The organism is Chryseobacterium sp. PvR013 (assembly GCF_017833095.1).
In the GTDB taxonomy this organism is placed as follows: Bacteria; Bacteroidota; Bacteroidia; order Flavobacteriales; family Weeksellaceae; genus Chryseobacterium; species Chryseobacterium culicis_A.
On the sequence record NZ_JAFIBT010000001.1, the window covers coordinates 765,502 to 790,148 of the forward strand.

Annotated in this window: 22 protein-coding genes; 6 read left to right on the forward strand and 16 right to left on the reverse strand. The window is 36.7% G+C overall.

Annotated elements, in window-relative coordinates; genetic code table 11:
- Positions 1-86: 86 nt before the first annotated feature.
- A complete protein-coding gene (locus tag JOE44_RS03550) occupies positions 87-371 on the reverse strand; it encodes a hypothetical protein (RefSeq protein ID WP_002979306.1) in 285 nt (94 codons plus the stop codon).
- A gap of 449 nt (positions 372-820) precedes the next feature.
- Between JOE44_RS03550 and JOE44_RS03555 the strand changes: the two genes are divergently transcribed.
- Positions 821-1,609, forward strand: a complete 789-nt coding sequence (locus JOE44_RS03555) for a LexA family transcriptional regulator (RefSeq protein ID WP_105682249.1) — start codon at positions 821-823, stop codon at positions 1,607-1,609.
- A gap of 71 nt (positions 1,610-1,680) precedes the next feature.
- Here JOE44_RS03555 and xth read toward each other — a convergent pair whose 3' ends face one another.
- On the reverse strand, positions 1,681-2,460 hold the full coding sequence (gene xth / locus JOE44_RS03560) for an exodeoxyribonuclease III (protein WP_209784356.1): 780 nt from the start codon (positions 2,458-2,460) through the stop codon (positions 1,681-1,683).
- A gap of 191 nt (positions 2,461-2,651) precedes the next feature.
- Between xth and JOE44_RS03565 the strand changes: the two genes are divergently transcribed.
- A complete protein-coding gene (locus JOE44_RS03565) occupies positions 2,652-3,887 on the forward strand; it encodes a YaiO family outer membrane beta-barrel protein (RefSeq protein WP_209784357.1) in 1,236 nt (411 codons plus the stop codon).
- Here the strand turns inward: JOE44_RS03565 and JOE44_RS25340 are convergent.
- From JOE44_RS25340 to msrB, 8 genes are all read right to left on the reverse strand, one after another.
- Complete coding sequence (locus tag JOE44_RS25340) at positions 3,884-7,321, reverse strand: sulfatase-like hydrolase/transferase (RefSeq protein WP_209784358.1); 3,438 nt, start codon at positions 7,319-7,321, stop codon at positions 3,884-3,886. The genes JOE44_RS03565 and JOE44_RS25340 overlap by 4 nt on opposite strands.
- Positions 7,315-8,382 (reverse strand): HEAT repeat domain-containing protein, encoded by a 1,068-nt coding sequence (locus JOE44_RS03575; protein ID WP_209784359.1) that lies wholly within the window; start codon positions 8,380-8,382, stop codon positions 7,315-7,317. Before JOE44_RS03575 ends, JOE44_RS25340 begins: the two co-directional genes overlap by 7 nt.
- A gap of 9 nt (positions 8,383-8,391) precedes the next feature.
- The gene (locus JOE44_RS03580) at positions 8,392-8,748 is read right to left on the reverse strand and encodes a response regulator (protein WP_209784360.1); all 357 of its coding nucleotides are present in this window, start codon (positions 8,746-8,748) and stop codon (positions 8,392-8,394) included.
- 12 nt (positions 8,749-8,760) lie between these two features.
- Entirely contained in the window at positions 8,761-12,675 is a 3,915-nt protein-coding gene (locus JOE44_RS03585) for a response regulator (RefSeq protein ID WP_209784361.1), read from the reverse strand.
- A 404-nt stretch (positions 12,676-13,079) separates the two neighbouring features.
- Complete coding sequence (locus tag JOE44_RS03590; RefSeq protein ID WP_209784362.1) at positions 13,080-13,895, reverse strand: ferritin-like domain-containing protein; 816 nt, start codon at positions 13,893-13,895, stop codon at positions 13,080-13,082.
- Positions 13,896-13,920: 25 nt separating this feature from the next.
- Complete coding sequence (locus JOE44_RS03595; RefSeq protein ID WP_209784363.1) at positions 13,921-14,631, reverse strand: ferritin-like domain-containing protein; 711 nt, start codon at positions 14,629-14,631, stop codon at positions 13,921-13,923.
- 79 nt (positions 14,632-14,710) lie between these two features.
- Positions 14,711-15,280, reverse strand: a complete 570-nt coding sequence (locus tag JOE44_RS03600; protein ID WP_209784364.1) for a fasciclin domain-containing protein — start codon at positions 15,278-15,280, stop codon at positions 14,711-14,713.
- A gap of 114 nt (positions 15,281-15,394) precedes the next feature.
- Positions 15,395-15,874: a peptide-methionine (R)-S-oxide reductase MsrB gene (gene msrB, locus JOE44_RS03605; protein ID WP_245169872.1), complete on the reverse strand. Its 480-nt coding sequence runs from the start codon at positions 15,872-15,874 to the stop codon at positions 15,395-15,397.
- 129 nt (positions 15,875-16,003) lie between these two features.
- Here msrB and JOE44_RS03610 point away from each other — a divergent pair, with 129 nt between their 5' ends.
- On the forward strand, positions 16,004-16,573 hold the full coding sequence (locus JOE44_RS03610; RefSeq protein ID WP_228421627.1) for a sigma-70 family RNA polymerase sigma factor: 570 nt from the start codon (positions 16,004-16,006) through the stop codon (positions 16,571-16,573).
- A 1-nt stretch (position 16,574) separates the two neighbouring features.
- Positions 16,575-17,396 (forward strand): anti-sigma factor, encoded by an 822-nt coding sequence (locus JOE44_RS03615; protein WP_209784366.1) that lies wholly within the window; start codon positions 16,575-16,577, stop codon positions 17,394-17,396.
- 88 nt (positions 17,397-17,484) lie between these two features.
- Here JOE44_RS03615 and JOE44_RS03620 read toward each other — a convergent pair whose 3' ends face one another.
- The 3 genes from JOE44_RS03620 to JOE44_RS03630 all read right to left on the reverse strand — a co-directional run bounded on the left by JOE44_RS03620 (position 17,485) and on the right by JOE44_RS03630 (position 20,505).
- Entirely contained in the window at positions 17,485-18,882 is a 1,398-nt protein-coding gene (locus JOE44_RS03620; protein ID WP_209784367.1) for an alkaline phosphatase, read from the reverse strand.
- Positions 18,883-18,959: 77 nt separating this feature from the next.
- On the reverse strand, positions 18,960-20,162 hold the full coding sequence (locus JOE44_RS03625) for a GTP-binding protein (protein WP_209784368.1): 1,203 nt from the start codon (positions 20,160-20,162) through the stop codon (positions 18,960-18,962).
- Positions 20,163-20,166: 4 nt separating this feature from the next.
- Entirely contained in the window at positions 20,167-20,505 is a 339-nt protein-coding gene (locus JOE44_RS03630) for a MerC domain-containing protein (RefSeq protein ID WP_209784369.1), read from the reverse strand.
- 86 nt (positions 20,506-20,591) lie between these two features.
- Here JOE44_RS03630 and JOE44_RS03635 point away from each other — a divergent pair, with 86 nt between their 5' ends.
- Complete coding sequence (locus tag JOE44_RS03635) at positions 20,592-20,981, forward strand: transcriptional repressor (RefSeq protein ID WP_114820230.1); 390 nt, start codon at positions 20,592-20,594, stop codon at positions 20,979-20,981.
- 58 nt (positions 20,982-21,039) lie between these two features.
- Here the strand turns inward: JOE44_RS03635 and JOE44_RS03640 are convergent, their stop codons facing one another.
- Both JOE44_RS03640 and JOE44_RS03645 read right to left on the reverse strand, forming a co-directional pair.
- Positions 21,040-21,525, reverse strand: coding sequence for a hypothetical protein (locus tag JOE44_RS03640; RefSeq protein WP_209784370.1), 486 nt, complete (start codon positions 21,523-21,525; stop codon positions 21,040-21,042).
- Between the two features lie 298 nt (positions 21,526-21,823).
- Positions 21,824-23,035, reverse strand: a complete 1,212-nt coding sequence (locus JOE44_RS03645) for a hypothetical protein (RefSeq protein ID WP_209784371.1) — start codon at positions 23,033-23,035, stop codon at positions 21,824-21,826.
- 217 nt (positions 23,036-23,252) lie between these two features.
- Between JOE44_RS03645 and JOE44_RS03650 the strand changes: the two genes are divergently transcribed.
- A complete protein-coding gene (locus tag JOE44_RS03650) occupies positions 23,253-23,744 on the forward strand; it encodes a hypothetical protein (protein WP_209784372.1) in 492 nt (163 codons plus the stop codon).
- Positions 23,745-23,767: 23 nt separating this feature from the next.
- Here the strand turns inward: JOE44_RS03650 and JOE44_RS03655 are convergent, their stop codons facing one another.
- Positions 23,768-24,622: an AraC family transcriptional regulator gene (locus tag JOE44_RS03655; RefSeq protein ID WP_209784373.1), complete on the reverse strand. Its 855-nt coding sequence runs from the start codon at positions 24,620-24,622 to the stop codon at positions 23,768-23,770.
- Positions 24,623-24,647: the final 25 nt, after the last annotated feature.

Below are 24,647 nucleotides of genomic sequence, written 5' to 3' on the forward strand. Positions count from 1 at the left end.
GTTAAATCCCTGAATTATTTTTTCAGAGACCTAAAAAAACCGCTCTTTTCAGAGCGGTATAATCTTTTTAATTCAATGCTTTTTGACTAGCAAGTTGAACCACACTCAAGTAATTTGATGTGGATAACACCGTTTACTACACATTGTGTTTGGCATAACGCGTTAGTTACAACAGTGCTTACACCGCCAACTACTCCACCTACTGTAGATCCTACGCCAGTAACTACGCCACCAACGATAGTACCTACACCGCCTACTACTCCACCAACTACACCTCCTAGTCCACCTAGAAGTCCGCCGATTGGATCTAGTAATCCGTTACCTGAAATAGCTTTTAATTCGTTTCTGTCCAATTTTTTTAAGTTTTTCATAACTATAATTTTATATGATTATTACATCACGAATATATGAATAATAATAATGCTATTGCAAATTATTTTCAATAAATTAATTATATGTTTTTATTATTTAATATTTCATTAATATAAGTGTGTTTTAATGAAAATAATATTTTCACTTATATGTGATTGATTTACTAAATGTTAAAACTAATAACTCAATTTATGAAATGTAGAGTTATTGGTTTTGTATTAAATACTGATTATTTATGATTATTATTCAATACTGATAAGAGCTTTTGTATTGGCTTAAAAAAGGCTTATTACAGTGATGAATATTGAGTATTTTACGGTTCAGGCTGCCCTATTTCAGGAAAAATGGATACAGGTTGAATAAAATTCTGTAGAATGTAGGGGAAAACCTGTTTCATTCGTTGATAAAAGAGGTCAAATTTTGTATTTTTGCTGACATACTTTTATCAATGTCAGTTTTTTCAAATAATATACGCTTTTTAAGAGCCAGAAGAAAGCTCTCTCAACAAAATGTAGCCGACGAATTGTTGATTTCAAGAGTTCGGTATTCAAAATATGAAAATGGAATATCCGAACCTCCTATCGAGCTGCTGGTAAAAATTTCCAAATATTTTCATGTAAGTATTGACCTTATGCTTTCTGTAGATATTGAGAAGCATCCTATGGATGAGATGCTGAAACTTCCTGATAACAGAATTGTTCTTCCGGTTGCAGTAGATACGCATGGAAATGATACGATAGAAATTATCCCGCAGAAAGCCTCAATGGGATATCTGGAAGGCTATAGCGATATAGAATACATTGAAAGTCTTCAGCGTATTGCTCTTCCTTTTCTTACCAATGGAAAATACAGAGCTTTTCCTGCGGATGGTGATTCTATGCCTCCGTTCAGAAACGGATCTTATATTGTAGGAAAATATGTAGAAGGAATTAATGAGCTTAAGGAAGGTAAAACCTATGTTTTTGTTACCTTAAATGACGGGATTACCTACAAAAGGTTTAAAGAAAGAAAAGAAACGGCAATCAGTGTAAGTGCTGATAATTCATTTTATGAACCTTACGATATTCCTTTTGAAGAAGTAGTGGAAATCTGGCAGTACGCTTCGGGGATTTTCCCGGAAGATTTTGAGCCGGGTGATTATGAAAGCTATAATTTTAAAGAGATGTTCCGTGAGCTGAGACAGGATATCAGGGATCTTGATAAAAAGGTTTCTGGCCGTCGCCGTAAGCAATCTTAATCTATAAAATACTTATTATATAATATACTCCTGATTTTTCGCGGGAGTATATTGTATATGAACTTCTGTCATTACAGATGATCCGATAGTTCAATCCAAACAGGAGCATGATCACTGCTTTTTTCCCAACCTCTTACATGGCTGTCTACTCCACCGGATGCCAGTCTGGGTTGTAGATAAGGACTTAATAAAATATGATCAAGTCTCATTCCCGCATTACGGTCGTAAGCTTTATACAAATAATCCCAGAAGGTATAAATTTTCTCATCAGGATAAAGACTTCGTATAGAATCAAGCCAGCCTTTTTTCTGAAGGTCCTTAAATGCTTTTCTTACTTCTGTCCTGTATAGCGCATCATTTTCCCAACGTTCAGGTTTATAAACATCCATAGGTTCCGGTATAATATTGAAATCACCGATCAGTATGGCGGGAAGTTCCATTTTAATGAGCTGGTTGGTTCGTCTTTTAAAACGCTTAATCCAAGATAATTTATAATCAAATTTGGGCCCCGGATAAGGATTTCCATTGGGAAGATACAGGCAGCAGATTACCATTTGATCAATAATAGCTTCTATATAACGGCTCTGAACATCGTCTGGATCACCGGGTAAAGATCTTTGTACTTCAGTTATTTCTCTGTTTTTTGCCAGTATGGCTACTCCGTTCCAGCTTTTTTGTCCGTTCCATATGGCCTGATATCCTGCGTTATTGATATCCTGTAATGGAAAGCGTTCCTGTGGGGCTTTTAATTCCTGAAGGCAGACAATATCCGGAGACGTTTCTTTCAGCCATTTCAGTAAAACAGGAAGACGGCCATTGATTCCGTTCACATTATAGGTTGCTATTTTCATGATGAAGGTTTTTTAGAAAATCAATTCTTTTTAATTACGACAATAATTATTCCATCATAAATATCTATTATTTGGTATTTTATGGAATAATAATCTCAAAAAAATAAGTTTTAATGAATAATCTCTGGTTTGAGAAATAAAAGTTCAATATATTTGTGATACCAGATGTAGCTCATTAATAATAAACTTCGATGAAAAGATACCCGACCTTTTTATTAGCATTACTTTTTCCAATCACAATGTATGGCCAGCAAAATTTGTCTGCTGATGAATTGTTTGTTAAAGCCCGTACCACTGCTTTTGAACAGAAAGATTATACTACATCTATAGCACTCGCCAAAGAAGCATTGGAAAAAGCACCCAATTATACAGATATTTCAGTTTTTCTGGGAAGGCTATATACCTGGAACAAAGACCTGGCTGCAGCAAGAGCTGTGTTTGAAGATCTTGGAAAAAGAGAGGTTCAGGATGAAGATTATTTTCTTGCCTATGCGTCATTGGAATACTGGAATGATCAGAATACAAAGGCTATTGAAATTATAGATAAAGGACTTTCTTACCATTCAAAATCTGAAGCATTACTGCTGCTGAAGGCAAAAGTATATTTTGGCATGGATAATTATGAGGAAGCCGAAAAAGCTGTAAAAACTCTTTTATCCATCAATCCTAAAAATACTGAGGCAAGAGCTCTTGCGGTAAGGATAAATGATCTTTCTTCTAAAAATGCGGTAGGAATTGTTTATAATTATTCCCATTTTGACAAACAGTTTGATGATGACTGGCACATCGTGGGGGTAAGCTATAAGAGAATTACGCCGATTGGTTCTGTGATCCTTCGGGGTAATTATGCCAATAAGTTTGCACAGGGCGGCACACAGATTGAGCTGGAAGCCTATCCGAGACTTTCCAAAATGTTTTATTTGTACGTTGGCGGAGGATATTCTGATGATGTTGGTCTCTTTCCGAAATACCGCACCGGAGTTTCTTTAAATGCCAATCTTCCTCATAGTTTTGAGGCAGAGCTGGGCTATCGTCAGCTTTATTTCAGCAACAGTATCTGGATGTTTACTGCTGCTGTGGGTAAATATTATAAGAATTTCTGGTTCAACCTGCGTACTTACATTACACCTGACAGCAAGAATATTTCACATTCTTATACAGGTACGGTACGATATTATACAAAAGGAGCTCAGGACTATTTTGCTTTTCAGATCGGAACAGGTATAAGCCCTGAAGAGTACCGTAATAACCTTCTGGAAAACGAGACTTTTAAGCTTAAAACCTTTAAAGTAGGAGCTGAATATAATTTTTCTTACCGCTCTGTCAATCTTTTTTCTTTGGGAACGATGTATTATAATCAGGAATTCCGTCCGGGTGAGAAAGGAAATCAGTTTGATCTTACTTTAGGCTACACCCGAAAGTTTTAAAATCCTGATTTCGTTTTTTTCTTAAAATTGACCATTACCGAATCCGGCATCAGCTTTTTCGTAGAATAAAACTTGGCATTCATACTTTTGTATTGATTGAATCTGCCATTGATCTTATTCATGGCTGCCGCATCATTGTCTGCGCCCTCTTCCATATTTTTCAGTGTGAAAAGTTGTCCGTCATGGATGTAATACTTTTCAGATACAAAGTCGATCAGTTGGTTTTTACTCTGCATCATAGGAATTCCGGTTTTGCTTATCTCAGAATCTTCAGAAAAACCTCTTCCTACCCATGTTACTGTAGAAGGAGTACTGATTTTATAATTATTTCTGTAGTACGCTAAAATAGAAGGTGCAATATCAAAATGACTGACTGTTTTGTGAAAACGTTTTGATTCTTTTAATAATGGAGAATAGATTAATAAGGGTACATGGAACCTGTCGATTTTAGATTGTAATGTAATTTCAGGCATACTGTGATCTCCCGTGATCACAAAAATTGTGTTTTTAAAATCCGGTCGTTTGCTGTAGTTTTCAAAGAAGCCTTTTATAGCATCATCTGCATTCAATACTGAAATGAGCTGATCTTTATGAGCGGCTGCCCATTTTTTCTGTTCAGCAGTTAAAATCCCTGAATTAAGCCTTTGGTTGTACAGCTTTTCATAATAATTTTTATTGTTGATTAAAAAAGGATTATGGGTTGAAAGCGTGAGTATCATATTGAAATACGGCTTATTCTGTGGTTTCTGTTGCTGCTGCACTTTATCTAAGACAGCCTGATCCTCATATCCCCAGCTTTCTCCGTTGTTGGCGGGAAGTTTACGGTAAGGGCTGCTGAATGAAGCTTCGTCTACGATATGATCTACTCCGCTGTATTCCAGAAATTCACGGTAACGGTCAAAGGATGCGTGACCTCCGTAATAAAATCCAGTTTCAAAACCATTTGCTTTAAGGATATTATAAAGATTGAAATTCTCCGGTGTTTTCTCTATTTCAAGGAAGCCGTTCTTTCCGAAAGGAAGTGATCCTGTCAGTGATGGCAATGCTCCGAATGTTCTTCCTGCTGAGCTTAAGCTGTTTTCCCAGAATAATCCTTTACCTGATAAAGAATCAAGATAAGGGGTAAAATTCCCGATATACCCTTTTGGAGAGGTATAGGCATGTCCAAAACCTTCCATAATAAGGAAAACAAGATTAGGAACCTTCTCAGACTTGTTAAGATAAGATCCTAAGAAATCCTGTGTATTTTCTTTTCTCCAGAACGGAAAGTTTTTATCAATCATTTCTGCGTTGGCTGCAAAATCTTCATTTTCGCTCAGTAATTCAGTCAGTTCCGGGTGGTCGCTGATAAAATTGTCTTCATTGGATTTAAAGAAATATGCCCATTTGCTTTTTGCTGCATTTTGATTAAACTCACTCTCAGAACCTAAAATCTTAGATCCTGCTATATTGGATGGAATGAAAAATGCCGCCAGCCCGAAAATTAATAATACCAATCCGGGATAGATTGATTTTAAAGCTGTTTTGCCTGCAATCCATAAAGGAATGAGAGAGCCGGTAATTAAAATTCCCAGTAATGCAAAGTTTTTGAAGTTGAGCATTCCGCTTGCCTGCAAAATCTGCTTCATCTCTTCTTTGCTGTAGTATAAGAGATCTGCCCCCAATACATTACGGCTTTCAGAAAAATACAGGAACAAGATATATTGGGTAACCGCTACAATAAGCAACGTTATCATTCCCAAAGTCCTTGCCCAGCCTTCTTTGATAAAATTAATGATCAGATATACGACTCCAATACAGAATGTCAGTTTAAACGCAAATAAAATATTTTCTACGAAAAGATTACCAATAATGGCAGATGTTTCAAATTTTGGAAAAGTATATTTGTACCACAATGATTCTGCGGCAACTCCTATTAAAAATAAAACAAAGAAAACCAGCGCCAGCATTCCCCATTTTTTCAGCCCTGCCTGAAGGATAGCATATATTCTTTCTTTTAGAGGTAAGTGCTGTGTACTCTGATTGAAACCTTGTCTCGTCATTTCGCCCCAGCCATGGGATTTTTTGAAATAATCTATAAATCCGTTTACTCCTGCTTTTACTACAATAGGATGGAAATAAAAAGGTTCGGAAAAAGCGGTGAAAATCAATCTAAGGAAATCTTTTCTTTTGGTATAGACCTGATGGCTTACGAGATCCACTAATATCGCATAGATGGAATAGAGAAATCCCATTGATATGACGAGAGCAAACAGAACGATAAAGAAAGGCCAGTTGATAATTCCCAACAATAAAAAGATAATGAAGATAATATAGCCCGAAAATTCGATGAGTGGTCCCAGAAATTCAAAGAAGAACCAGTAAGGAAGACTGATCATTCCCAGTTTTTTATACTTCGGATTGAACATGAGTTTTCTGTGTTTCCACAAGGTTTCCATGGTTCCTCGCATCCATCTGTTTCTCTGTTTTTTAAGAATATCTTTGGATTCGGGAACTTCCGTCCAGCATAAAGGATCCGGAATGGTAAGCACTTCGTAAGGCTCATTCTTTTCCTCCATGTATTTTCTCATTCTTACCACCAGCTCCATATCCTCTCCTACGGTGTTTTTATCATAACCACCGCATGCCAGTACAATTTTTCTGTCAAATACTCCAAAAGCACCAGAGATCAGGATTAACCCTGATGCGCGGGACCATGCCATACGTCCGAGAACAAAAGCCCGTATATATTCCAATGCCTGAGTTCTTCCCAGAAGAGTTTTCGGCATGTTGACACTGACTACTTTTCCGTTTTCAATGACACAATTGTTGGCCAGACGAATCACTCCGCCGCATGCAATGAACTTTTTATCAGTCTGCTCCAGCATGGGCTTTGCAAGTTTTAAAATAGAATCCTGCTCCAGAATACAGTCAACATCAATGCAGACCAGATATTCGCCGGAAGAAATATTCACTCCAACATTTAAAGCATCTGCTTTTCCTCCGTTTTCTTTATCAACCACAATCAGTTTTTTAAAGGCCGGATTTTTACTTTTATAAACGCCTCTTACCGCATTGGTTTCTATTTTTCCCTGAATGAAATAAGCTACAGACTCAAGTTCGTAAGCTTCAATTAGCTTTTGAATGGAATCGTCCTTACTTCCGTCATTAACAATAATGATTTCCAGATTATGATAGTAAAGGGATAACAGGGAACGTACATTTTCCACAATGGTCATTCCTTCATTATAGGCCGGAGCAATAACACTGAATACAGGAGCGTTTGGATTTGCCGCAATAATGCTGTAATCTGTAAATGTATTTTCTTTTTTATAACGCAATACGGCACCCAGCGCATAAATTCCTATCCAGCCATAGATAAGGGTTACTGCTGTTCCATAAATCAGAAACACCCAAATAACAACTTCATAGATGATGTGTGAGAATTCTAACATACTTTTTCCTGCAATGCGTATTTAATGATTTGAATTAATTCTTCAGAAGAGTTTTCCTTTTGGGATAGTTTTGTCAGGTATTCCTGTTTTTCCAAAGCACATAAAGCTTCTGCAGCATACACTTTTATTCCCGAATCAGGAGTGTTCAATAATTGATCCTTCAGAAAATCTGTACAGCACTGGTCTTTTGACTTTTTCATGACTTTAAGGATTTCTTTCTGTACTTCAATTGGCTGTTGCGGATACACTTCCATAAGATCACCAATGGTAGATGAATTTTCCAGTGATAATAAAGTCTGAACTGCCTGTACCCGTACATCAACAGAAGGATGATCCAATACATCAGTTACGGTAGAATAGAGAGATAATACCTGAAATTTTCTTAATAGTTTAAGGGTGAAAATAACTACGGAGTCATTAGAACTTTCCATCCAGATTTTAATACTTTCTCCGGAGTTTTCAGGAATATTGGTAATTGAAATCAGCAAACGAAGCTGTTGCCATTCCGAAATTTTTGATGAAATGCTGTTCAGGAAATGAAGACCTTCAAATCCCTTAAAATTCACCATCGCATATTGAGCTTCCTGATATACCTGAGCTGAAGGATGGGTTAAAAATGTAGAAATTTTAGGTAAGGCTTCTTCTACTTGCATAGCCGTAAGCTCCTGTATTCCTCCTGCAATGATATGTTCTTTCTTTTGATTCAGTTTTTTCAATGCTTCTTCCTGAAGGCTGTATTCCTGAAATAAGTCTTTGAGTTTATTCTGGGCTGCTCCGGAAAATTTCTTCTCGGATTCTGCCAGTCTCTGAAGGAATAAATTTCTGAATGAGGCATTGCCGGAAGCTGCTGAAAAGTTACTGTTTGCTGGTATTTCCTCTTCACTATATACAATCACTTCTGAGATTTTTTTATTGATCACTTCAGACCATCTGAAAGCCTGAAGAGATTCTCTGTACTGATAAAAGCTGTAGATCAGTACCGCTATGATCAGTAAGAGTACTAATGATAGCATTCCCAGAAAAACAAGAAAGAGAAAATGCACAGAAGTGGTGAGAAACATGGCTGTAGTTTATTTTGAAGAAAATCTTTTTATTCTTAATATCAATTCATTGGGACTGAATGGCTTTATGATGAAATCGGCTGCTCCCAGGTCAAAAGCATTCAGTACCACTTCTTCCTGCCCCATACTGGAAAGCATAATCACCGGGATCTGCTTACCCATGGTTTTAATGGCTGAAAGTATTTCAATTCCGGAGGCAAACGGCATCATGATATCTGTGATAGCCAGGTCTATATCCTTGGTTTTCAAAGTTTCAATAGCGTCTTTTCCGTTGCGGGTTAGGATCACTTCATGCCCTTCTTTTAATAATTTATGTTCAATCGTTTTTAGAATCAGTTCGTCGTCTTCGGCGATTAGAATCAGCATAATTTTAGTTTTTTATTGTATTAGATTTTTTATTAATTGTAATCCTGTTGTTATTTCCCGGATCATTTCTTTTTCCATGGAAGCAAAATCCATGTTGGCTTCTGTTTGGCTTTCCCAGTGGGCGCTACGTTCTGTAAGTCTTACCAATCCTGCTGTTCCTGCTGTTCCTTTCAGCTTGTGAAGAATCAATTTCATATTGGCACTGTCTTTTTCTGCTGTGCTTTTTTTGATATTTTCTTCAGCCTGGGTAAGTTGATCTACTACAAGGTTCAGGAAAATTTTTCTGAAATCCTCGTCGTCATCACCTATTTGTTCGTTCAGGACATTGATATCAAGATAATTTGGTGTATTGGCCGAATCTTCAGATGGGATATTGATAGGGTTTTCATTAAGGATGTACTTTTTTAGCATTTCCAGCAAATCTGCCTGTCTTAAAGGTTTAGGAAGGAAGTCATTCATTCCGGAATCCAGACATTTTTCTTTCTCGCCCAGTACATTTCCTGCGGTTACTCCAATAATCGGAATGTTGTGATACTCCGGCAATAATCGGATTTGTTTTGTCGCTTCAATCCCATCCATTACCGGCATCTGAACATCCATTAAAATAATATTGAATGTTTTTTCTTTACAAAGCTGAAATGCCTGAAGGCCGTCTGTAGCTTCTGTAAGCTGTGCATCAGGGATTAATGAACGCATCATTTTATTATTCAGCACCATATTCACCGGGTTGTCATCCACCAATAAAACCTCCGGCGATTGCATCAGTATTGAGGTTTCTATTTCCGGCTGTGAACTGCTGGTGATCTCTTTTTCAGTATTTTTTACCGCCCTTCTCAAGGTTTTGTAAAGTTCTTCGGATTTGATAGGTTTCAGCAGGAAGTATGAATTGCTTTCCTGACGGAAAGAATTAATGACATCATGTTCTTCAGAAGACGTGTGAAGGATAATCAGAGGAGAAGATTCATTTTGTGTATTAAACAGTTCCTTGATTTTTTCTATGGTTTCCAGCCCGGAAATAATCGGCATGTGATAATCCATCAGAATGACATCAAAACGCTCTCCGGCAAGCAGTATCTGAAGCGCTTCCATTCCATTGGCCGCAAGTTTTGAATCCACATTTTTATAGGCAAGCATATGCTGGATAATAATCCTGTTGGCTTCATTATCATCTACAATAAGTACCTTGCTTATTTTCAGGTCATCATCCTCACGGTGATCAGACATTTCATAAGGAACTTCGATGTCAAAATAGAAAACGGAACCTTTCTGAAGTTCGCTTACCAATGACAGCTTGCTTCCCATGTAGTTCAGGATATTATTGGAAATTGTTAATCCAAGACCTGTTCCTCCATACTGTTTGCTGATAGAGCTGTTTTCCTGGGTAAAGGCATTGAAAATATGCTGTTGTTTTTCCTTAGGAATCCCAATTCCGGTATCTCTTACGGAAAACCTGAGTTTGATATTTTGGCTGTCCAGATTCAGTTTTTCTACTTTAAGTTCTATTTCTCCCTGTGTTGTAAATTTTACTGCATTTCCAAGGAGGTTGATCAAAATTTGCTTCAGTCTTGATTCATCAAGCCAGATTGTTTCAGGAAGTCCCTGTTCTATATTTAACAGTAATTCTATATTCTTTTTCTGCGACTGGTAAAGGATAACATTGATTACCTGGCTTACCATGTCATAAATATTAGACTTATCAATAATAAGGTCCATTTTTCCGGATTCTACCTTGGAAAAATCAAGTATATCGTTGATGATATTCAATAAATTCTCTCCTGATTCATTGATATAATTGAGATATTGGGTCTGTATATCATTCAAAGGCGTTTTTAAAAGAAGGTCGGAAAAACCAATAACCCCATTCAGTGGAGTTCGGATTTCATGGCTCATGTTAGCTAAGAATTCAGATTTTGCTTTGCTGGCAATATCTGCCATTTTCTTAGCATTTTTCAGTTCTCTGTTGATCTTTACAGATGCTGTAATATTTTGGGCAGAAACAATAATTCCCCCGATAACATTATTGGAAAGATACCATGGCGTAACCTCTACGCTGTAATGCTGAATAATTCCTTTACCCGGAACTTCTATTGCCATGTCTTCATTCTTGTAGGCCTTTCCTGCCAGTGCTTCCTGATATATTTTTAGTCTTTCATCAGGTACATTGGGAGAAATTTTAAACATATTTTCACCAATAAGCCTGATGTCGTTCATCTGAAATTCATCTTTCCAGCTTCTGCTTACAGAAACATAATTAAGATCTTTGTCGAACATGGCTACTGTAGAAGGTACATATTTTACAAAAGACTGTAGCATAGCCTCTTTCTTGGCCAGTTCAAGATAAACTTTTTTGAAGGTATCAATATTCTGAATGATTCCGTAGACTCTGGTGCATACTCCATCTTCAATTTCAGGTATACCTTTTACCCTTACCCAGATCATTACCCCGTCATTTTGTACAAGCTGTAATTCTTCATCGTAGGGAATGCCTTCTTTTACAGTCTTTTCGAATAAGAATTGCAGTCTTTCCCTGCTTTTTTCAGTATAGAAACCCAGAGCATTGTCAAAATTAGGCTGAAAATCCTTATCTATTTTATGTATTTCTCTGGTAGATTGTGACCAAGTGACGGTATTGTTTTTCAGATTTACTTCCCATCCTCCCACCTGGGCAACAGCACTGGTCTGTTCCAGCATCTTTTTCGTATGCACCAGATCTTTTTCCAAAGTCACTCTTTCAGTAACATTCAGTGCGGTGCTGACCACATAAGGGTTTCCTTCTTTATTGATCTCCACAAGATTGTGATACATCCAGATCATTTCTTCACCTCCTTTTGCTTTCAGAATCATGGTTCCGAAATCTTCCTGGTTTTTGTTAATCCGCTCGAGATATTGCTCTAGAAGAGGCCAGTTTTTTTTAGGAACAAGGTCTTTTAAATTCAGCCTTTCTACCTCTTCAGCAGAATATTGCAAGGATTCTCTTCCTTTTTCGTTGACAGCAATGATATTTCCTTCCATATCATGCATACTCATCAAACCTATGGCGTTTTCGAAGAAGCTTCTGAAACGGCGCTCGGAGCTTTCCAGTTTGAGTTTTTCTTCGATACGTTGGGTAATATTGATTCCGAAACAAAAAATCTCTGAATGGTTGTGATTGAGTTTTAAAGACCATTCAATAATGATGGTTTGAGTATCATCTATTTTTGTTGAAGTAGTAAATGTTACTTCTTCATCCGTATTGGGAAGGTTTTTGGAAAGTAATTGGAGTTGAGAATTATGATTCCCTATCAGGTCCAGGAAATTCTGATCGAGAATCTGACTTTTATCCATTTGAAAGGTTTTTTCAAAAGCCGGATTGCTCTCTTTCAGAAGAAAGTTTTTATCCAGAACACAGATCAGGTTATTCGAAATGGTAAAAGTTTGTTGAAAATATTCAGCCTGGATGTTTTTCCTTTTTCCCATCAGGACTTTTGTAATGGCCTCTCCTATTTTTTTCAGGGTCGAAATCTGATCGTCTGTGATTGTTTTAGGTTTATAATCAATAACACATAATGTTCCTAATACAAATCCTTCATCATCAATCAAAGGAACTCCTGCATAAAACCGGATTCCCCCTGCCAGAATAAGAGGATTATCGGAAGATCTTTCATCCAATAATGTATCATTAATAATTACAACGTCACCACTAGCGATAGAATATTGACATACAGTATTTTTCCTGTCTACAAAATCCAGGGCAAGCCCCACACAGCTCTGGATGGTTTGGGTTTCGCTTTCCATCATAGCAATAAGGGCTGCAGGGCAGTCTGTCACAAGGCATGCTGTTTCTGCAAAAATGTCTAACTGGGGATCTTTTTCAAGGTTTAAAAGATTAAAATACTCCAGTTTTTTTATTCGACCTTCTTCATTCGCAGGAATTGGATACTTCTTCATATATTATATCAACAATTAGAGACTATTCTTTTTTGATTATTAAAAAATGATAATCAAGGCCTTAAAGTTTATATTTTAAATATTTTTCAGCACTTTAAATTATTATTTTAATAAGTAAACCAAAGTACGAAATAATTTTGTATTCTATTGTGGTAAATTTGTTAATAAAGCTATATGTATATTTATTTTAAAATAGTTTATAAGAATCCTGTGCTTATATGGAATTAATGAGCATTATGAAAATAAAAAGTACCCTCTGTAAAATAGGGTACTTAATGAATGAACCGGGATGATATAAGTAGTTCATAATGTGTTTTCTTAAGGCCTGACGATTGATGTTTATAAAAGTCCATTTCCGTATTTTCAGGAAATGGACTCACCACTTATCATCATCCAAATCACAACTAAACTATAAAGAGTGAAGCAATAGCCTGTGCATCGCTGCCACTTAAAATTTCATCATAAGCTGCAGAACCTGCTGCAGCGCCAAACAGAGTTGCTGTGTTGTAGCCTGCCTGATTGGTATTGTCTTCTCCGGCATAAACAGGATTAGTAGCTGAAGGCATACTTCCTCCATCAGCAAGCTCAATCCATCCTTTATTGGCTCTCATTCTTCTTACCTGTGAAGCATGTCTGGCTTCCACGGAATGAATCTGTAAGGCTGCCTGAAGCACTACTTTATTGGACATTACGTTTCCTGCCTGCCCTTTATACGCTCTTACTCCGGTATCTTCAAAGGCTTGCGCAAGGATAAGAAACTGGTTATAATCTGTAAAAGGCATAAAGTTTCCGCCGGCCGTAAAATCAAAAGTAGGTTTATTCCCCGGGGTTGTCCCTAAAGAAGTCAGCGTGCTTTTCAGAAAGCTTACATGGGCGGATTCATGTTTTGAAATCTGCATGAAAACAGTTCTGTCTGCATTGGGGATTAGTCCTGGTGTTGACAGTCCTATGCTGTAATACTCATTTTCCAGGTATTCCAGTACCAATGCCAGTTGTAAAGCATCTGTCAATGTGCTTTTTAAAGCAGTACCCGTTAAAACGGGTTTTGTAGTTTCTGCTTTGGCAGAAGTAGCCATCAATGTGCCTAATCCAAGAGGAACGGCTGCTGTAGCGGCTTTTTTTCCGAATAAGGATATATTCGTAAGGGTTTCTAATCTTGAAGCTTCTGTGGTAAAAAATTTATCATGTGAAAGCTTATCCAGTAATCTAAGAATATTCATAATGTAAGTTTTTTAAGATGAATGATTAGTTGATACCTCTTTCTTTCCAGGTAAAAGGTGTTTTGATAAATGCTCCTGCGGCCATTACTATGTCTTTGGGTTCTTTGGCAAGGTCAAGACCGTTGGCATCTATCACATCATCTCCTGAAAAATCTGCAGATCCCGGATTGATTAAATTTCTGATGGCAGAAGCATGTCTGGCTTCCACCGAAACTATTTTTCCGGCAATGACAAGATAAGCAGGATTGGAAATATATTTTCCGGCACCATTATACGCTGCCACACCGGTATCTTCTAATGCTTTTGCAGTAGCCAGTACCGAATTTCTGTCATTAAAATTCACATTTGGATACTGGAATTCAAGTTTTGGAAGCACATGATCTGTAGCTCCGCTAATGGCTGCTTTGAAAAAATCCCGATGGATGACCTCATGATGGTAGAGATCAGTAAAGACCTGTTTTTCAATACTGGAAATTCCGGTATAAAAATTGTTGACCACTTTTGTATAAAAATCTGCTTCAAGCTGTTCCAGTGCATAGGCATAGTTCAATACGCCTACATCTCCTGTTCCAAGATCATACTTGGATTCTTCTATAATCATAAAGTCATCACTGTCATCACAACCTATTAAGGTAAGGCCTGCAACAGCCAATCCCACTCCACTTAATTTTAAAAAGTTTCTTCTGCTGGTATCAAGGGTAGCACCCTGATTAGAAACCTGAATTGTCTTTTTCATACTATTAATTTTTTAGTGTTAGATATAAAAGAAATAAAAACAGCATATTCCAATATGCTGTTTGAAATCTTAGAAATTGTTATGGCATTAAAACCGTATCTATTACATGAATTACTCCGTTAGATTGGTTCACATCAGCAATAGTCACTTTGGCACTGTTTCCTTTTGCATCTTTAATGTAAAGGTCTTTTCCTTTGGTCCAGAATGTAAGATCCTCTCCCTGTACAGTTTTCATCATGCTTTTTCCATTTCCTGCTTTTACAGCAGCCCAGATTTCTTTTGCACTGTATCTTCCTGGTAGAACGTGATAAGTAAGGATGCTCGTAAGTGTTGCTTTGTTCTCAGGTTTTACAAGACTTTCTACTGTTCCTTTCGGAAGTTTTGCAAAGGCAGCATCTGTAGGTGCCAATACAGTAAAAGGACCTGCTCCCTGTAATGTTTCTACCAAGCCTGCAGCTTTTACTGCTGCAACAAGGGTTTTGTGATCTTTAGAGTTAATAGCATTTTCAATAATATTTTTGGATGGATACATTGGAGCTCCTCCCACCATTACTGTTTTTTCTTTCATCGTTTGTGCAGTTACCTTTCCGCTGAAAGCAAATGATAAAGCTACCATTGCTAAAACTGTGATTTTTGACTGTGTGTTCATTGTGTTGATTTTTTTATTAATTATATTTAATATGTGTCTTTAATGTCATTTACGAGGTTGGTTTTATTTTAGATTGAAAAAAAATAAAATAAATTACAATTGATTGATTTTCAGTTAATTATTTTTACCTGGAACAAATTCAAGACAGATAGAATTCATACAAAACCGTTTTCCTGTAGGTTTTGGACCATCATCGAAGACATGTCCCAAATGAGAATCACATCTTCCACATAATACTTCTGTACGTTCCATATGATAAGAAGTATCTTTTCTGTATTTAACACTGTTTTTACGGATAGGTTGATAAAAGGAAGGCCAGCCGCAAGTAGTGGCAAATTTGGAAGTTGAAATGAAAAGAGGGTTTCCACAGACAGCACAATAATAGGTTCCCTTTTCATCAAATTCATAATATTTACCGGTAAAAGCAGTTTCTGTATCTCCTTCCCTTGCAACCTGATAGAGTTCAGGTTTTAAAATCTTTTTCCATTCACTATTGCTTACTTTCAGTACATTTTCTGCAGTGTGGGAGTAATAAGGATTTTTATTTTTAAAAAGTGTACTTTGTGCATTACAGGTTCCGAAAAATAGTGCCATGCAAAAAGTGAATATTGTTTTTGAAGCTAACGTTTTCATATTTACTATTTTTTAATTATTTTCTTAAAATCATGTACGATATAAAAGTTGAGATAGATTTTTTTGGGAATATGTTTTATTTTATTACATTTGGATAGAAAAATAAATACTATTAAAACAACCTATTCTGAAGAGGAACTTATCGTTTTACTAAAAGAAAAAAACGAAAATGGTTTTCATTATCTGTATGACCACTATTCTGGTGCGCTGTACGGAATTATTCTTCGAATTGTTCAGTCTAAAGAATATACTGAAGAAATTATACAGGATGTTTTTGTTAAAATTTGGAACTCTATTCATCAATATGATGCTTCAAAAGGAAGGTTTTATACCTGGATGATCAATATTGCCAGGAATACTGCTATCGATTATTTAAAATCAAAAGCATTCCAGAACGAACTTAAAAACCAATCACTTCCGGATTTCGTATATAATACTGCAGAGCTTTCAACAACGAATAATTCTTCCGATTATATTGGATTTAATAACGTACTTGAAGGTTTGGAAACAGACAAGCAGGAGCTTATTGATCTTGCGTATTATCAGGGATATACCCAACATGAAATATCAGAAAAACTGAAGATACCGCTGGGAACGGTAAAAACGAAAATGCGGAATGCATTGATGAAATTAAAAGATTTGCTAAAAGATTATCAATAAATTGAACACTAAAGAATACATATCATCCGGAATTATAGAATCTTATATTCTTGGCCATGCTTCTCCTGAGGAAGCAGGGATTTTGGAGTGTGTGATGAAGAATAATGCTGAAGTAAAGGAGGCTTTTGAAGGAGCACAAAAGACTTTGGAACATCTTGCTACAGCACAAGCTGTAACACCTCCAAGCGAGTTGAGATCTAAGATCTGGAATAAGATTCAACAGGAACAGAATGTTGAAGAAGTAAGTCCTACACTTTCAACAAATATTCCTGAAATTAAAGATCATAGAGAAACCACTGAAAGAGTGAATATTCAAAAGAATACCAATTGGAAACCCTATGCAATAGCGGCTTCTTTATTGTTTCTGATCAGTGTTGGCGGAAATGTGTTCATGATGAATACACAATCTTCTGATAAAAAGGAAATGGCTTTACTGGCTGCTGATAAAAAGGCTCAGGCTCAGGCTATGGAAAGAATGAATCTGAAGATTGATATGTTCTCTAATCCTGATATGCAGATGGTGATGCTGAAAGGAGTTGAAAAGCATACAGAAGCCAAAGCAATGGTTTTCTGGGATAAAAAAACAAAAGAAGTCTATCTGAATGCCGAAAAACTTCCTAAAGCTCCTGAAGGAATGCAGTATCAGCTTTGGGCAATAGAAGACGGAAAACCGGTAAATGCAGGAATGTACACGGAAGATAAAGACAGCAGAATTGCTTTGGCCAGTATTCCTCAAGCGCAGGCTTTTGCCATTACTCTTGAAAAAGAAGGTGGAAGTGCGATTCCTACCATGGAAAATATGTTTGTAATGGGAGAAATCTAAAATCTCTTACGCACAAAAAAACAAGGCGGACACAATCAATCCGCCTCGTATCTCCCAAATAATTGAATATGAAAAAAAATATGAATGTCTATATTAAACAGGCTTTCAGCATCAGATCATGCAGGTCTGTATTTTTAATGAAAGGCTGTAAAAGTTCGTTTCCAGGGCCATAGGCTGCCACTTCCACATAATCTCCGGAATGGTCCATACTGATCCATCCTACAGAATTTCTGCTTTTCTGAATTTCTGAATACAGTTTAAAGGGCAGTTTTTTATAATTATAAAGTCCTTCTTCCTCTTTCTCAAGCCTGTTGTAAAAACTCAGCATATGCCTGGCCTCCTCATCATTCAGAACAATTTTGTTGCCCTCATAAATCCAGTCTTTAATATCTTTTACCGAATGCTCTTTCTGAATCTTGTTCAGAATATATTCATTGGTATATTGATAGTCTGAAATACTGTTAAAATTCTTGGTGGCCTCTGTTCCATAAATCGTTCCGGGGTTGGCATTTCCATGGTCTGTGGTAATAATCACGAGGGTATTTCCATCTTTTTCAGCAAAATCTATGACTGTTTTTACAGCTTCATCAAACGCCAGCTGATCGTGTATCAACGCTGCTACATCATTGGCATGGGCTGCCCAGTCTACTTTTCCTGCTTCTATCTGAAGGACAAAACCTTCGGGATGATCTTTCATCTGATGGATGGCTGCATGAGCCATTTCAGCCAGCGTTGGTGTATTTTTGAATTCCTGGAGATGAGCTCTGTCAATACTATAAGGTAATGCACCTGTATTGAAAATACCCAGCAGTTTCTCTCCTTTTCTGATTTCTTTCAGATCATTTTGTGTTTTTAGAATCCGGTATCCTTTTTGGCGATAAACAGAATAGAGATCTTTTTTGTCTTCTCTTTTGGCAGGGTTGAAAAACTCATCTCCTCCTCCCAACAGTACATCAAGTTCCAGATCAGCATACATTTCAGCAATTTGAGGTTCAGCATTTCTTCTGGAAGAATTCACACAGAATCCGGCAGGAGTAGCATGAGTAATGGTTACAGAGGTTACACAACCTGCTTTCTTTCCTGCTTTTTTATATTGCTGCCATATGGGAAGATGTTTCTCTCCGTTAGCTCCCATGTTCAGTGTTCCGTTTTTTACTCTGATTCCTCCACCGAATGCTGAGCTTGCGGCCGCAGAATCTGTAACAATAGAACTTGCTGAAGCGGTATCCATCAAAGCGCGTGTTACTTTCTTCTCATGATACAAATTGAACCAGTTACTTCCCTTTCCTAAAATATTCCGTGAATAAAGGTCTGCCATTGAAAGCGTTCCGAGGCTCATTCCGTCACTAATCATAAAAATGATATTCTTTGCTTTACCTGTCCCGGATTTTTCGTTATTTTTCCCGAAGCTCCAGAGATCAGACGGTGATAAGGTCAATAATCCTGAAAGTATTGCAGATCCTTTTAGAAATTTTCTTCTGTCCATATTGTTTTGAAATAATGCTGTAAGTTATTGTATTTAGTGTTTTACTGAAACTTTGTTGCATTAAATAAAGGTTAATTTTAAATGTTCTTGGGAAACGGATCTTCAAACATCATATCCTGATCAAACATTTCTTTTTCCTTATCATTAATGAGGCAGTGTTGCAGATGTAATAACATTTGATCTTTAGCCAGATTCTGCCCGATAAACACCAGTTCATTGATTCGGTCTCCCCAGTTTTTATCCCATCTGCTTTCTATAAATTTTTGATTTTCTGCAAATGAAGAATATTGTACCCTTTGATTCAAAGGCATGCTGCACCACCATACACCCGCCTTTTCAAGACGAAAAGATCCTCCTGCCTGGGAAAAATTCAAAGCATCATTGGGTCTTGAAGCCAGCCAGAACAATCCTTTAGCTCTGATTGCTCCTTCCGGGTATTGCTGGTTCAGGTATTCCCATAATCTTACGGGATGAAAAGGTCTCTTATCCCTGAAAACCATTGAACTTATTCCGTATTCTTCAGTTTCAGGAATATGATGTTCAGACTGTAATTCCTTTTGCCAGCCTGCTGAAGATTGTGCTTTATCAAAATCAAAAAGCTGTGTATTCAAAATCTTTTGAGGGTCAATTTTCCCGAATTCAGAATGGAGAAGAACTGCATCCGGATTCAGTTTCTTTATGGCAGCTGTTAAAAAGCCAAGGGTTTCAGCATTGATAAGATCTGTTTTGTTTAAAATAATCACATTGGCAAATTCAATCTGGTCGGTAAGAAGATTAACAATAGTTCTGTAATCCCCTTCCATATCTGTAAGGTCACGATCCGTCAGCATTTCATTAGAACCGAAATCATGCATAAAGTTGAAACAATCTACCACCGTTACCATTGTATCTACATAACTGAACTTGGAAAGATCGATTCCGCTCTCTTCATCCACATACGTAAAGGTCTGGGCAACCGGAATAGGCTCACTGATTCCTGTACTTTCAATAAGGAGATAGTCGAAACGGTTTTCATGAGCAAGGCGTTCTACTTCTACCATAAGATCTTCCCGGAGTGTGCAGCAAATGCATCCGTTACTCATTTCCACCAGTTTTTCTTCTGTTCTTGAAAGGGTATTTTGATTTTCAACAAGGCGGGCATCAATATTAACTTCACTCATATCGTTCACAATAACCGCTACTTTTAAGCCCTGTTTGTTGTGCAGAATATGGTTTAATAATGTCGTTTTTCCCGCTCCCAGGAAGCCACTGAGTACAGTTACAGGAAGTTTTTTAGTCATGTTTTTAATGTTTATGATTTTTAAAATTGATGATATGACCTGTAATTAAACCTGCTGCTCCTACGTAGATCAGAGGAATATGTACTTCAAACAGGAGATCTGTGAGTACAGAAATAAAGATAAGAGCAATAGATATCCAGAATAAAAATTTCAGCCAGCGCTTCTCCATTTTGTGGGTTACCCTGAATACGACAACTACACCAATAGAAAGGAAACCCAGATCAATATAGGGATTGTGTGATATTCCCAATGGAACAATCAGTAATAATGGAAAGACAATACAATGAATCAGGCATAAAACAGCAGCGGAGATTCCTACAGCATCAAGAATTTTTGATTTCATAATAGTATGGATTAATTTTCTTATCGTAACTTTGTTGCAAAAGTAGAAATAAAAAATTAAATAACGCAACTTTGTTGCATTAAAATATGAAACAGGTCAGAAATACTCATGCTAAAACTGAAATTTTAAACCTTATTAATGGTTCAGATGTAGCCCTTACCCACTCTGATATTCAGAAAAAACTGGGTGATTTGTGCAATAGAGTAACCATTTACAGGGTATTGGAAAGGCTTGAAAACGAAGGTGCTATCCACAAGATTGTCAATATTGACGGAGTGGTAAATTTTGCAAAGTGCAGCGGCAAATGCAGTCATGAGCAGCATTTTCACAATCATGTTCATTTTAACTGTAAAGAATGCCATTCTGTAACATGCATTGAAAATGCTATTCCGGAAATCAGTTTACCGGAGCATTTTATCGCACAGGAATACAATTTTATTATCAGCGGGATTTGTCCGAAATGTGCTGACGCTTAAAAAAGCAAAAAGGCAGAAAAACGTATTCGCTCATCTGCCTTTTTACCTTTGTTTGCTCTTATAAGGAAGAGATATAGACTTCTATTTTGGTCCCGTCATAATTGAAGGTTCCATCAGAATTCTTTTTACCTAATACCCATTTCATATCTACAGGCACAGTCCATGCAGATCCTAACGAAAAACCGTTTACAGATCTTATTTCATTTCCGTTTCCTGTAGTAATTGCTGAATGAAAGAAGGTTTTATCAATAAGTCTGTAAAAACCAATGGCTTTTCCTCCGGGAATGGGTGAATATCCATCCCATTTTTCTCCTGCAGGATAATTAAACAGAGTTAACCATTTTTGTCCTGCTGATTCTGCCAGCTGAGTAGGGCTTATTCTGGCACCACGCATATATAATGCATAGGCTACCACATCATGACATACTCCACTGTTGTATTTCGAAATATTCTCTTCCCCAGAGAGAATAGCGTGGGCAACGGGTGCTCTTTCGGTTAGGGATAGCTGAGCCTTCCTGGCTCCTTCCGGTGTGATAAATGACATATTATACTATTTTGTTTTGGTAGGGTAAAGATACAGCTTTAAATTTAATCACCCTTGTAGGAAAATATAGATAGAGTTTTAGAAAATACGAATAGATAATATTTTAGGTTTGGGCTAAAGCCATTGGACTTTATATTTTTTTATTAAAACGGGCTAAAGCCCGTTCCTATTGAATATTTGTAATTTGTACATCAATGGAAGTGGGCTTTAGCCCGCTTATTTTATGGTTTGCGATGATCCAAAGTTTAATGTAAATATCGTTTTGAGAAAACCTCCTAATTTTAGATTTAAAAATAATTTAGCAATAGAACATGCATTCATAGCTGAAAAGTTTGCCATCTTTAAAGGTGAAAATGAAAAGGCCTGCATCATTATTCTGAATGTGATATTCATGGGGTGAAGAGATCCACTGAGTAGATAGCAAATCTCCAAAACGGTTAACAAAATCCTTTTCATTATAATTGGAATCAATACGTTCATTTCCGAGAATTACAGCTTCACCATTGCTAAAAGACATTTTATAGATACTACCGGAAACTTTTTCTTTATATTCTTCAAAGGCAACAATGGTGTTTGGGGTTTTGTAAAAATATTGAGGTTCCCAGCCACATTCAGGAGTATTGGGAATATCTTTCACTTTCTGCATGTCCAGCTGTTTTACTTGGGCTTCTGTAATTTTTCCGTCAAAAAGTTGAGTGTCCTTCCATGTAAAATGCAGGTTCAGTGCTTTAAGTTTTTTTTCATAAGCTTCCGTTCCCGGTTTTTTTGCCAATTGATCAGCCAGAAAGCGTTCAAAGTCGATATCTATTTTAGGATTTTCTACACCGGCATTGGTATAAGATTCTTTCCAGTAATTCAAGGCCTGCTTCAGGTTTTTGTCCTCCAGCCATGCCATTTCACGTAATCTTCCCACCTGTGTAAGTTCCTTTTCCTTATTTTTTCCTTTCACTGCAAGATATTCTTTCAGAACTTTTTCATAAGTAAGTTCAGCACCGAGATATTTCATTTGAATATATTCAGGGTTTTCATGGAAATGATCTCCAATATATACCCAGCCATCCTGATATAAAGGGACATAATCAATACACACCAGCTCATTTAAAGCAGCTCTTCGGATGGCGGCACTTTCTATGGCAGGAGCTTTTCTTACCCGTAATTCAGACACCTGTACATAATAGTGTGGACACTGATATCCCTGTGTTCCTCTATAAAAATACTGAACAGGTTCACCCGAAGATTTCTTGCCACGCATGGATTTTAATAAAGGCTGACGATCTATAAACCCAATATCACCATTACTTACCTGTACTTTATATTGGGTTTGGGTAGAATCCAGAAGGTAAACAGGAGCTTCGGTAGAAAATATTCCCAGAAGGTCTTTATTATTCCCATTTTCACGATAGAGATGTCCCCATTCGGAGGTATAAACAGGATGCTCACCAGGTTTTTGAGCCATGATAGAATAAAAACAGCAATGAATAATGCCGGCTCCTAATAGTATCTTTTTCAACATATTGTAATTTGGACAAACCTAATATTTCCCTTTTTTGGAAAAGAGTTTGCTATTGTTAAAAGGTTATTTCCTTCAAAAATACTGAATAATGAAGGACATTCCTACTCTTATTGTTATTCAGAATGGGTATAAATTCCATGCTATTCACCTGTTTCCATTGGGTAGCGCCAATAAAAATACTATTTTTATCGGCCAAAAAAAGTAAAGACTCATTATGCCGACTGATGCTTCTCATAAGCTGATTCCGATGACCACTTTCGTGCTTGAATATTATTCTCACGAAGGATATGCCGATCTTCAGATTTTGAATCTGATGAATAATTATGCCAATTTCTTAAAGAAGCGTTTGACTCTTGGAATGTTTGTTCCCGTAGACCGTAAAGGAGATATTCTGAAAGAGCCTAAAAACTATTTTGAATGGAAATCTCTGGATCATAATGACGGGAAAAGAACAGATGTTGCCGGATTTGAAGAATACGCGGAATATCAGAAGGCTGAGCAGAACTGCATGTTTGAAGGTTTTAAAGTAGATTATAACGGCTATTCAAAAGTGCGGATTATAGCTTCATATGATCCTTCTATTGAATTATCTTTTAATAAAAATGATCTTATTCCTTCAGGATTTAACGATGTAGAATCCCTTACTGTTTTTGATGACATCTTTTTAACATCCAGTGCATTAAAAGCAATCGGAATAAAAAGATAAAACTGTATTTGTTTGCTAATCAATCACTTTTCTATTGATCTCTTTTTGAACTCAGAAGGAGACATTTCTTTATATGCTTTGAATATTTTATTGAAATGACTGGCATCATTAAAACTTAGCTTATCTGCTATCTCACTGATGTTGTAGTGGCTTTGGAGTAAAAGTTTTTCCGCTGTTTTTATTTTATGCTGCATAATATGCTGTTGTATGGAGAAACCAGTCTGCTTTTTAATATAGATGCTGATATAATTGGGGGAAAGCATAAACTCTTTGGCAAGATTCTCAATTTTCATTTTATTGGCATCCAGGGCATTGACATTGATATAATACAATATCCTTTCAATTCTGCTTAGATTTTGGGTAATCCAGTTTTTGGTGGTGGCAGTATTCATCGTATTTCGGATGAGAATGGTAATGATCCCTGAAAAAAGATCGCTGGTAATCTCTTTATTATAGGTGTTTTTATGACTGAACTCGTACAGGAGAATTCCGGCAAGCTGTAACAGGTGTACTCTATCTGTTTTACTTTTAATTACTGATTCGTAAACGAAAGAATGATCTTCCATCAGAAGTTGAACAACCTTTTTAAGTTCATTCTTTTTATTAGATAAAAGATTTTCCCAGATATACTGTTCCGTAAATTTTATATAAATAAACCTTGTTTTGCTTTTAATAGAAAACTCATGGCCATCACTGGGTCTTAAGAGAAAAACATCTCCTTTTTTGTACGGAAAAGTAATATTGTTGAGATGATGAAGTCCTTTCCCGTTTTCTATAATAATCAGTTCATAGAAATTATGATTGTGATATTCAACATCCCAAATTTCTTTTTCAATACTGAAAACATTAAAAGAATTGAAATTAACGATTCGTTTCATCTAAGAATGGATTTTTACAAATTTA